10 protein-coding genes and 3 tRNA genes are annotated in these 10,305 nt (G+C 60.7%); all 13 read left to right on the top strand.

What is annotated here, in order from left to right; all coding sequences use genetic code 11:
- The first annotated feature begins 279 nt into the window (after positions 1-279).
- Positions 280-1,104, top strand: coding sequence for a tRNA pseudouridine(38-40) synthase TruA (gene truA / locus DBR24_RS11900; RefSeq protein ID WP_177490526.1), 825 nt, complete (start codon positions 280-282; stop codon positions 1,102-1,104).
- A gap of 65 nt (positions 1,105-1,169) precedes the next feature.
- The gene (locus DBR24_RS11895) at positions 1,170-1,796 is read left to right on the top strand and encodes a phosphoribosylanthranilate isomerase (protein WP_128614842.1); all 627 of its coding nucleotides are present in this window, start codon (positions 1,170-1,172) and stop codon (positions 1,794-1,796) included.
- Between the two features lie 204 nt (positions 1,797-2,000).
- Complete coding sequence (gene accD / locus DBR24_RS11890; RefSeq protein ID WP_123463406.1) at positions 2,001-2,921, top strand: acetyl-CoA carboxylase, carboxyltransferase subunit beta; 921 nt, start codon at positions 2,001-2,003, stop codon at positions 2,919-2,921.
- Positions 2,918-4,225 carry a bifunctional tetrahydrofolate synthase/dihydrofolate synthase gene (folC, locus tag DBR24_RS11885; protein WP_128614841.1) on the top strand — a complete coding sequence of 436 codons (1,308 nt, stop codon included), beginning with the start codon at positions 2,918-2,920 and terminating at the stop codon, positions 4,223-4,225. Before accD ends, folC begins: the two co-directional genes overlap by 4 nt.
- The gene (locus tag DBR24_RS11880) at positions 4,209-4,868 is read left to right on the top strand and encodes an SPOR domain-containing protein (RefSeq protein ID WP_128614840.1); all 660 of its coding nucleotides are present in this window, start codon (positions 4,209-4,211) and stop codon (positions 4,866-4,868) included. Before folC ends, DBR24_RS11880 begins: the two co-directional genes overlap by 17 nt.
- Before the next feature lie 98 nt (positions 4,869-4,966).
- On the top strand, positions 4,967-5,527 hold the full coding sequence (locus DBR24_RS11875; protein WP_007913461.1) for a CvpA family protein: 561 nt from the start codon (positions 4,967-4,969) through the stop codon (positions 5,525-5,527).
- A 41-nt stretch (positions 5,528-5,568) separates the two neighbouring features.
- Positions 5,569-7,074 carry an amidophosphoribosyltransferase gene (gene purF, locus DBR24_RS11870; protein ID WP_128614839.1) on the top strand — a complete coding sequence of 502 codons (1,506 nt, stop codon included), beginning with the start codon at positions 5,569-5,571 and terminating at the stop codon, positions 7,072-7,074.
- Positions 7,075-7,147: 73 nt separating this feature from the next.
- Positions 7,148-8,359: an O-succinylhomoserine sulfhydrylase gene (locus DBR24_RS11865; protein WP_128614838.1), complete on the top strand. Its 1,212-nt coding sequence runs from the start codon at positions 7,148-7,150 to the stop codon at positions 8,357-8,359.
- Entirely contained in the window at positions 8,356-9,132 is a 777-nt protein-coding gene (locus DBR24_RS11860) for an SDR family oxidoreductase (protein WP_123463399.1), read from the top strand. Before DBR24_RS11865 ends, DBR24_RS11860 begins: the two co-directional genes overlap by 4 nt.
- A 168-nt stretch (positions 9,133-9,300) precedes the next feature.
- Positions 9,301-9,376: transfer RNA gene (locus DBR24_RS11855), tRNA-Val, on the top strand.
- A gap of 55 nt (positions 9,377-9,431) precedes the next feature.
- Positions 9,432-9,508: transfer RNA gene (locus tag DBR24_RS11850), tRNA-Asp, on the top strand.
- A gap of 94 nt (positions 9,509-9,602) precedes the next feature.
- Positions 9,603-9,679: transfer RNA gene (locus tag DBR24_RS11845), tRNA-Asp, on the top strand.
- A 484-nt stretch (positions 9,680-10,163) separates the two neighbouring features.
- On the top strand, positions 10,164-10,305 hold a 142-nt coding region (locus DBR24_RS32020; protein ID WP_256591417.1), incomplete at its 3' end, for a twin-arginine translocation signal domain-containing protein.

Raw genomic sequence — 10,305 nt, 5'->3', positions numbered from 1 at the left:
AAGTTCAGCGGTAAACAAAAAAAACGGCAGCCCAGTGAGGCTGCCGTTTTTGTTTGGGCCGGAATCTGTGTTCTCCTGGCTATTGTCATCGCTGGCAAGCCGGCTCCCACAGGTTCTGCGTACGCCAGAGAAACTGTGGGAGCCGGCTTGCCAGCGATGGAGGCCGATGAGGCGACAGAGAACCTTCTGGCATCCCTGAACCACAGCCTTATAATGCCCGCCTTTGCACAAACAGCAGGCTGTCCCACCTTGGCAAACATAGATAACCCGGTCGCCGAAATGGCCCCCGACGGCTTTTACCGCGTCGCGCTGGGCGTTGAGTACAAAGGCTCGCGCTACAGCGGCTGGCAGCGTCAGTTGACGGGTGTGGCAACGGTGCAGGAAGAACTCGAAAAAGCGCTGTCGAAAGTCGCCAATTCACCGATTTCGCTGCAATGCGCCGGGCGCACCGATGCTGGCGTGCATGCCTGCGGGCAAGTGGTGCATTTCGACACGCCGGTCGAACGTTCACTGAAGGCCTGGGTCATGGGGGCCAACATCAATTTGCCCCATGACATCAGTGTCAGCTGGGCCAAAGTCATGCCGGCGCATTTCCATGCGCGCTTCAAGGCCATCGCCCGGCGTTACCGCTATGTGATCTACAACGATCAGATCCGCCCGGCGCATCTGAACGAAGAAATCACCTGGAACCACCGTCCGCTCGACGTCGAGCGCATGGCCGAGGCCGCGCAGTACCTGATCGGTACTCATGATTTCAGTGCGTTCCGCGCCGGCCAGTGTCAGGCCAAGTCGCCCATCAAGAAGATGCATCACCTGCGCGTCACCCGTCACGGCAAGATGATCGTGCTCGACATCCGCGCCAATGCGTTTCTCCATCACATGGTGCGCAACATTGCCGGGGTCTTGATGACCATTGGTGCCGGCGAGCGGCCGGTGGAGTGGATGAAGGAAGTGCTGGAAAGTCGCGAGCGCCGTTCCGGCGGCGTCACTGCGCATCCGTATGGCCTCTATCTGGTGCAGGTCGAGTACCACGACGAATTCCCGTTGCCCGAGCGTTTTGTCGGGCCACATTTCCTTACGGGTTTCTCCGAACTTGACGGCTGACGCCCTCGAACGCTTTTGTTACCATCCGGGACTTTCCCGGATTTTGCCTCGGAGTTTTTCTCGATATGTCAGCCGTTCGCAGCAAGATCTGCGGGATTACCCGCATAGAGGATGCGTTGGCAGCGGTCGAGGCCGGGGCTGACGCCATTGGTTTCGTGTTTTATGCCAAGAGTCCGCGAGCGGTGAACGTGCAGCAGGCGAGGGCGATCATCCGTGCCCTGCCGCCATTCGTGACCACCGTCGGCCTGTTCGTCAACGCCAGTCGCTGCGAGCTGGGGGAAATCCTCGACGCCGTACCGCTGGACCTGTTGCAGTTCCATGGCGATGAAAGCGCTGAAGCCTGCGAAGAATGGCGTCGGCCTTATATCAAGGCGTTGCGGGTCAAGGCCGGCGATGACATTGCTGCAGCCGTTGCTGCTTACCCGGGTGCCAGTGGCGTACTGCTCGACACTTATGTCGAGGGTGTGCCCGGCGGAACCGGTGAGGCCTTCGACTGGTCTCTGATTCCGCCGGATTTGAGCAAACCACTGATTCTGGCGGGTGGCCTGACGCCGGAAAACGTCGCCGACGCCGTGGCCCGGGTGAGGCCCTACGCGGTCGACGTCAGCGGTGGGGTAGAGGCGAGCAAGGGTATCAAGGATCATGCGAAGATCCGGGCGTTCATCGCCGCTGCACGCAAAGCGCCATATTGATGTGACGGCTGGCAGTCTGCCGCCGTCCATCAATGCACTTGCACAAAGCAGGCGAGGCTGAGGGTTTATGGGTTGCACGCAGGTCATGTTTCGCGCTGACCGTGGCGGTCCACCAACCATCGCCACACACATGAATTTAGCTGAAGGGCATACGCGGGGCTGCGAACCAGAGCGTTCGGGCCGCCGGTACTGGAGAAAGAAAGCATGAGCAACTGGTTAGTAGACAAACTGATCCCTTCGATCATGCGTTCCGAGGTCAAGAAGAGCTCGGTGCCGGAAGGTCTGTGGCACAAATGCCCGTCTTGCGAGGCTGTGCTGTATCGTCCGGAGCTGGAAAAGACCCTGGACGTTTGCCCGAAATGCAACCATCACATGCGCATCGGCGCACGTGCGCGCATCGACATCTTCCTCGATGCCGAAGGTCGCAACGAACTGGGCGCCGATCTGGAGCCGGTTGACCGTCTGAAATTCCGCGACGGCAAAAAGTACAAGGACCGTCTGGTCGCTGCACAGAAGCAGACCGGCGAGAAAGACGCGTTGATCTCCGTCAGCGGCACCCTGCTGGGTATGCCGGTGGTGGTTTCGGCGTTTGAATTCAGCTTCATGGGCGGCTCGATGGGTGCCATCGTCGGTGAGCGCTTCGTGCGCGCTGCCAACTACGCCCTGGAACACCGTTGCCCGATGATCTGCTTCGCCGCTTCCGGTGGTGCGCGCATGCAGGAAGCGCTGATCTCGCTGATGCAGATGGCGAAGACCTCGGCCGTGCTGGCACGTCTGCGCGAAGAAGGCATTCCGTTCATCTCGGTACTGACTGACCCGGTCTACGGTGGGGTTTCCGCCAGTCTGGCAATGCTTGGCGACGTTATCGTCGGTGAGCCGAAAGCCCTGATCGGCTTCGCCGGTCCGCGTGTAATCGAACAGACCGTACGTGAAAAACTGCCGGAAGGCTTCCAGCGCAGCGAGTTCCTGCTGGAGCACGGCGCCATCGACCTGATCATTGATCGTCGTGAGCTGCGTCCGCGTCTGGGTAATCTGCTGGCGCAACTGACCGGCCAGCCGACACCGACCTACGTCGCCGCTCCAGTCGAGCCAATCGTGGTTCCGCCGGTGCCTGCCAACGTATGACCGAGCGCACCCTTGGCGAGTGGCTCGCCTACCTTGAGCAGTTGCATCCGTCAGCCATCGACATGGGGCTGGAGCGTTCGCAACAGGTAGCGTCCCGCATGGGGCTGGGCCAGCCGGCGCCTCGGGTGATTACGGTCACCGGCACCAACGGCAAGGGTTCGACCTGCGCGTTCGTGGCTTCATTGCTGCGGGCGCAGGGTCTGAGCGTTGGTGTCTACAATTCCCCGCACCTGCTGCGTTACAACGAGCGGGTGCAGCTCAATGGCGTCGAAGCCACTGACGCCCAGCTCTGCGAAGCCTTCGCGGCCGTTGAGGCGGGGCGTGGCGACACTTCCCTGACTTATTTCGAAATGGGCACCCTGGCGGCGTTCTGGCTGTTTCAGCAGGCCGGGCTGGATGCGGTGGTCCTGGAAGTAGGTCTGGGCGGGCGTCTGGACACGGTCAACGTGGTGGACGCCGACATGGCGCTGGTGACCAGTATCGGCGTCGACCACGCCGATTATCTGGGTGACACCCGCGAGTCCGTGGCCTTCGAAAAGGCCGGAATTTTCCGTCAGGGCAAACCTGCCCTGTGTGGCGACCTCAATCCTCCGCAACCGCTGCTCGACAAGGCGCGCGAACTGGCGTGCCCGTTCTTCCTGCGCGGGCGAGACTTCGATCTTGGCGTTACCGATCAGCACTGGCAGTGGCGCGGTACCGACGCGCAAGGCCGGGTCGTTGAGTTGCGCGATTTGCCCTTGCTCGATCTGCCGATGGAAAACGCAGCGTTGGCGTTGCAGGCGTATCTGCTGCTCGGGCTGCCGTGGGATGCCGGGCAGATCGTGGCTGCCTTGCAGGCGACTCGTGTGGTTGGCCGTCTGGATCGCCGCTCGTTCGAATGGAATGGCAAGCGCCTGAATGTATTGCTGGATGTGGGGCACAATCCCCATGCCGCCGAATATCTGGCCCGTCGTCTGGCTTCCCGGCCGCCGGTCGGCAAGCGTCTGGCGGTGTTCGGGCTGCTGGCGGACAAGGATCTGGATGGTGTTGTCGGCGAATTGAGTGCTAGTGTCGAGCACTGGGCGGTTGCACCGCTGGATTCGCCACGTGCTCGCCCGGTGGCTGAATTACACGCTGCCTTGCAGAACCTTGGCGCATCCGTCACGTCTTACGACAGTGTCGCCGCCGCCCTGGAAGGGCAATGCGCAGTGGCAACCGGCGACGACGAGATTCTGTTGTTCGGATCATTTTATTGTGTCGCCGAGGCCCTTGAATGGCTGGCTCGGCGCTCCACGGAGGAAGCGGCAAATGGCTTTGCTGGATAAAGCGTACAAGCAGCGCATGGTCGGCGCCCTGGTGCTGGTGGCGCTGGCGGTGATTTTCCTGCCGATGCTGTTTTCCCGTCAGGATGAGCAACGCCAGGTGGTCGTCGAGGCGCCGGCCGCTCCGCAAGCATCTGCCATGCCGCAGGTGCAAATGGAGCAGGTGGCGGTGCCGGAGCCGCAGGCCTTGCCGCAAGAACCGGTGCCAACCGATGAAGAAGTTGCAGAAGAGACTGCGCCTGCTGCTCCGATTGCCCCGGCTGCACCGGTACCGGCGGCTCCCATAGCCATCGCCAACCCGGCTGCGCCGCCAGCGGTGGCCAAGCCGATTCCGGCGCCTGCCCAGCCTATCGCTGCGCCAGCAACCAAGCCTGACACCACGCAAAGCCGCGTCGATGCCAATGGTCTGTCGGTGAGCTGGTCGGTGCAACTGGCCAGTCTGTCGAGCCGCGCCAGCGCCGAGAGCCTGCAGAAAACCCTGCGCAGCCAAGGCTATAACGCCTACATCCGCTCTGCCGATGGCAAGAATCGGGTGTTTGTCGGGCCGCTGATCGAGCGTGCCGAAGCCGATCGTCTGCGCGATCTGTTGAGTCGTCAGCAGAACCTCAAGGGTTTTGTCGTGCGCTTCCAGCCCGAGCGCGGTTAAAAACTATCGCCTCGATTGAAATGCACTGATAATCGCAGCTTACCGAGAGGCATGCGCTCTGCTAAAATGCGCCGCCTTATCCGTCTGTAGGCTGCACTGTGCCATTTACCTGGGTTGACTGGGCGATCGTTGCAATCATCGCCATCTCCGCTTTGATCAGTTTGAGCCGCGGCTTCGTCAAGGAAGCATTATCGCTGGTGACCTGGATCATCGCAGGAGTCGTTGCCTGGATGTTCGGTGGCTCACTGTCCGAGTACCTCGCCGGATACATCGAAACCCCATCAGCTCGCGTGATCGCGGGCTGTGCCATCATGTTTGTCGCCACACTGATCGTGGGCGCAATGATCAATTATCTTATCGGCGAGTTGGTTCGCGTCACCGGGTTGTCCGGGACCGACCGATTCCTCGGCATGGCCTTCGGCGCAGCGCGTGGCGTGTTGCTGGTGGTCGTGGCAGTCGGGCTGTTGAGCCTGGGGCCGGTACAGCAGGACGGGTGGTGGAAAGAATCACAGCTCGTGCCAAAGTTTCTATTGGTCGCCGACTGGTCCAAAAACCTGATTCTCGGGTGGAGCAGTCAGTGGCTTGCCAGCGGAATCAGCGTACCCGCTGATATTCCGTTCAAGGAGCAACTCTTGCCGTCGGCCAAAACGCCACAGTGAGTGTTGTTCAGTTCAGATCCATTAAGTAGGGGTTGCGTCGCATGTGTGGCATCGTCGGTATCGTCGGTAAGTCGAACGTCAATCAGGCGCTGTATGACGCGCTAACCGTGCTCCAGCACCGCGGCCAGGACGCTGCCGGTATCGTGACCAGCCATGATGGCCGGTTGTTCCTGCGCAAGGACAATGGCCTGGTGCGTGACATGTTTCAACAACGTCACATGCAGCGTCTGGTCGGCCATATGGGTATCGGCCACGTCCGCTACCCGACTGCGGGCAGCTCGACTTCGGCCGAAGCCCAACCGTTTTACGTCAACTCGCCTTACGGCATTACCCTGGCGCATAACGGTAACCTGACCAACGTTGAGCAGTTGGCCAAAGAGATCTACGAATCCGACCTGCGTCACGTCAACACCAGTTCCGACTCGGAAGTGCTGCTGAACGTGTTCGCCCACGAGCTGGCCCAGCGCGGCAAGCTGCAGCCGACCGAAGAAGACGTGTTTGCCGCCGTGACCGACGTGCATAACCGTTGCGTGGGTGGTTACGCCGTCGTGGCGATGGTGACCGGTTACGGCATCGTCGGTTTCCGCGATCCGCACGGCATTCGCCCGATCGTGTTCGGCCAGCGTCACACCGACGAAGGCGTCGAGTACATGATCGCGTCCGAAAGCGTTTCGCTGGACGTGCTCGGTTTCACCCTGATTCGCGACCTCGCCCCGGGCGAAGCGGTCTACATCACTGAAGACGGCAAGCTGCACACCCGTCAATGTGCGACCAACCCGTCCCTGACCCCGTGCATCTTTGAACACGTCTACCTGGCGCGCCCGGACTCGATCATCGACGGCGTGTCTGTGTACAAGGCCCGTCTGCGCATGGGCGAGAAGCTTGCCGAGAAGATCCTGCGCGAGCGTCCAGAGCACGACATCGACGTGGTCATCCCGATTCCGGACACCAGCCGTACTGCTGCGCTGGAGCTGGCCAACCACCTGGGCGTGAAATTCCGCGAAGGTTTCGTCAAGAACCGTTACATCGGTCGCACCTTCATCATGCCGGGCCAGGCGGCTCGCAAGAAGTCGGTTCGCCAGAAGCTCAACGCCATCGAGCTGGAATTCCGCGGCAAGAATGTGATGCTGGTCGACGACTCGATCGTGCGCGGCACCACCTGCAAGCAGATCATCCAGATGGCCCGTGAGGCCGGCGCGAAAAACGTCTACTTCTGCTCGGCGGCGCCGGCAGTACGCTTCCCGAACGTGTATGGCATCGACATGCCAAGCGCTCACGAGCTGATCGCCCACAACCGTTCGACCCAGGACGTGGCGGATCTGATCGGCGCTGACTGGCTGATCTATCAGGACCTGCCTGACTTGATCGAAGCGGTCGGCGGCGGCAAGATCAAGATCGAGCACTTCGATTGCGCGGTGTTCGACGGCAAGTACGTCACCGGCGACGTCGACGAGGCTTACCTGAACAAGATCGAGCAGGCGCGCAACGATGCCTCCAAGGTCAAGACCCAGGCAGTCAGTGCGATCATTGATCTGTACAACAACTGAGTTTCTACCGGCCCTGAGGGGCCGGTTTTGTATCTGACTTTCAATTTTCAAGAACAGGGCAAGGAGTGACAGCATGAGTCAGGAATGGGATGCCGGTCGGCTGGACAGCGACCTCGAAGGCGTAGCGTTCGACACCCTGGCCGTACGTGCCGGTCAGCACCGCACGCCGGAAGGCGAACACGGTGATCCGATGTTCTTCACGTCCAGCTACGTGTTCCGCACCGCCGCCGACGCGGCCGCGCGGTTTGCCGGGGAAGTGCCGGGCAACGTTTACTCGCGTTACACCAACCCGACCGTGCGCGCGTTCGAAGAGCGCATTGCCGCGCTGGAAAGCGCCGAGCAGGCCGTTGCGACCGCAACCGGCATGGCCGCGATCATGGCGGTGGTGATGAGCCTGTGCAGTGCCGGTGATCATGTGCTGGTTTCGCGCAGTGTGTTCGGTTCGACCATCAGCCTGTTCGAGAAGTACTTCAAGCGTTTCGGTGTGGAAGTCGATTACGTGCCTTTGGCTGACCTGTCGGCCTGGGATGCGGCGATCAAGTCCAACACCAGACTGCTCTTTGTCGAGTCGCCCTCCAACCCGTTGGCCGAGCTGGTGGATATCACCGCGCTGGCGGAAATCGCGCACGCCAAAGGCGCAATGCTGGTGGTCGACAACTGCTTCTGCACGCCTGCGCTGCAGCAGCCGCTGAAAATGGGGGCGGACATTGTCGTGCACTCGGCGACCAAGTTCATCGACGGCCAGGGCCGTTGCATGGGCGGGGTGGTGGCCGGTCGCAGCGAGCAAATGAAAGAGGTGGTTGGCTTCCTGCGCACCGCCGGGCCGACCCTGAGCCCGTTCAACGCGTGGATCTTCCTCAAAGGCCTGGAAACCCTGAATCTGCGGATGAAGGCGCACTGCGCCAACGCCCAGCAACTGGCCGAATGGCTGGAGCAACAGGAGGGTGTCGAGAAAGTCCATTACGCCGGGCTCAAGAGCCATCCGCAGCACGAGCTGGCCCAGCGTCAGCAGAAGGGCTTTGGTGCGGTGGTGAGTTTCGAGGTCAAGGGTGGCAAAGAGGGTGCCTGGCGCTTTATTGACGCGACCCGATTGATTTCGATCACGGCCAACCTCGGCGACAGCAAAACCACCATTACTCATCCGAGCACGACCTCTCACGGCCGTCTGGCGCCGCAGGAGCGTGAAGCCGCGGGGATTCGTGACAGCCTGATCCGCATTGCGGTCGGTCTGGAAGATGTCGCCGACCTGCAGGCCGACCTGGCGCGCGGTCTGGCGGCGCTGTGATCGAGTTGTCCACGCCGACAGCGGGTACTCATGGTCGCGTGGCGCTGGTCACCGGTGCTGCGCGCGGGATTGGCCTGGGCATTGCGGCCTGGCTGATCAGCGAAGGCTGGCAAGTGGTGCTGACCGACCTGGATCGGGTGCGCGGTTCGAAAGTGGCGAAGGTGCTTGGCGAGAACGCCTGGTTTATCGCCATGGATGTCGCGGAGGAGAGTCAGGTCGCACTCGGCGTGGCTGAGGTGCTGGGGCAGTTTGGTCGTCTCGACGCGCTGGTGTGCAACGCGGCGGTGGCTGATCCGCACAACATCACCCTGGAAAGCCTCGATCTGGCTTACTGGAATCGGGTGCTGGCGGTGAACCTCAGTGGGCCGATGCTGCTGGCAAAGCATTGCGCGCCCTATCTGCGTGCGCATAACGGCTCGATCGTCAATCTGGCCTCGACCCGGGCGGGGCAGTCCGAGCCGGATACCGAGGCCTATGCGGCGAGCAAGGGCGGGCTGTTGGCGCTGACGCATGCGCTGGCGATCAGCCTCGGGCCGGAAATTCGTGTGAACGCGGTCAGTCCGGGCTGGATTGATGCGCGTGATCCGTCGGCGCGGCGGGCCGAACCTCTGGCTGATACCGATCATGCCCAGCATCCGGCGGGCAGGGTGGGGACGGTCGAGGATGTCGCGGCGATGGTGGCGTGGCTGCTGTCGAGAAATGCCGGGTTTGTCACCGGGCAGGAATTCGTCGTCGATGGCGGCATGACGAAAAAGATGATTTACACGGACTAAGAGGCGAAGCCGCGATCCTGTAGGAGTGAGCCTGCTTGCGATAGCGGTTTCAAGGTTGATACTTTTTTCCGGGATTGACTCAATTTTGTCTTTTTCAGAAAAACTTCAATCCTGCTATTGACTTAGGTTCGCTACCTGCGTAAATTTCGCGGCCTCGGAGATGCAAACGGGTGATTAGCTCAGCTGGGAGAGCGTCTGCCTTACAAGCAGAATGTCGGCGGTTCGATCCCGTCATCACCCACCACTTCCGAGTGACTTGCGAAAGCAAGAAGGTAGGCTGAAAGTGCCTGCACCGACGCGCAGCGGTAGTTCAGTCGGTTAGAATACCGGCCTGTCACGCCGGGGGTCGCGGGTTCGAGTCCCGTCCGCTGCGCCATATTTTACGAGTCAGGCGATGCCTGGTTCGCGATTGCAAAGCACCGAAGCTTTCAATCAAAACGAGTTACTTGAGCGCAAGCTCAAAGCGATACGCAGCGGTAGTTCAGTCGGTTAGAATACCGGCCTGTCACGCCGGGGGTCGCGGGTTCGAGTCCCGTCCGCTGCGCCATATCTGTTTCAAGGACCACTGAACGCCTTGAAGCACCGAAAGCAACCTTGGGTTGATTCGGATTCGATAGCAAAGACCCTGGTCGAAAGACCGGGGTTTTTTGTGTCTGAAATTTGGCTATTCCTCTCTTTTCCTCCTGCTTCCAACTCCTGAAGCCAAGACAAATCCCTGTAGATACTCTGCTCGCGATAGCGTCAGTTCAGCCACGCATCTGGTGACTGATACTCCGCCATCGCGAGCAGGCTCAATCCTGCAAGTGCCTGCCCGCCTGCTGCGGTACCACGTCGCATTGATTTTCTGATTCTTTAGTCAAATTTTTGTAACTGGTTGTTTGCTGCGAGCCCGGAAACCTTTAAAGTTAACCTTTCGGTCAGCTTTGCACTGTCAACACGCCCTTTGTTTAGCCAAGAAGGGCTTCTGCAAGACTCGAGATTCCCAGTAGATAACCAGAAGGGCGGACACATAACCGCCCAGAGGATGATCCATGTCCAACCGTGATATATCCCGGCGCTCGTTCCTCCAGGGCGGGCTGGTGGCGGGTGTGAGCGTCACGCTCACGCCGCTCAGCAGTCAGGCGCTGGCTGCCTTGATGGAAAACAGCGTTACCGTGCCGTCCGAGAAGTGGC

The sequence above is a fragment of the Pseudomonas sp. HMWF006 genome, from assembly GCF_003061205.1.
Lineage (GTDB): Bacteria > Pseudomonadota > Gammaproteobacteria > Pseudomonadales > Pseudomonadaceae > Aquipseudomonas > Aquipseudomonas monsensis.
This window is presented reverse-complemented; position numbering and strand designations above follow the sequence as displayed.

Excerpts from the sequence above, each read along its gene's own strand:
- truA (WP_177490526.1), top strand. The coding sequence starts at position 280 with ATGGCCCCCGACGGCTTTTACCGCGTCGCGCTGGGCGTTGAGTACAAA.
- DBR24_RS11895 (WP_128614842.1), top strand. The coding sequence starts at position 1,170 with ATGTCAGCCGTTCGCAGCAAGATCTGCGGGATTACCCGCATAGAGGAT.
- accD (WP_123463406.1), top strand. The coding sequence starts at position 2,001 with ATGAGCAACTGGTTAGTAGACAAACTGATCCCTTCGATCATGCGTTCC.
- folC (WP_128614841.1), top strand. The coding sequence starts at position 2,918 with ATGACCGAGCGCACCCTTGGCGAGTGGCTCGCCTACCTTGAGCAGTTG.
- DBR24_RS11880 (WP_128614840.1), top strand. The coding sequence starts at position 4,209 with ATGGCTTTGCTGGATAAAGCGTACAAGCAGCGCATGGTCGGCGCCCTG.
- purF (WP_128614839.1), top strand. The coding sequence starts at position 5,569 with ATGTGTGGCATCGTCGGTATCGTCGGTAAGTCGAACGTCAATCAGGCG.
- DBR24_RS11865 (WP_128614838.1), top strand. The coding sequence starts at position 7,148 with ATGAGTCAGGAATGGGATGCCGGTCGGCTGGACAGCGACCTCGAAGGC.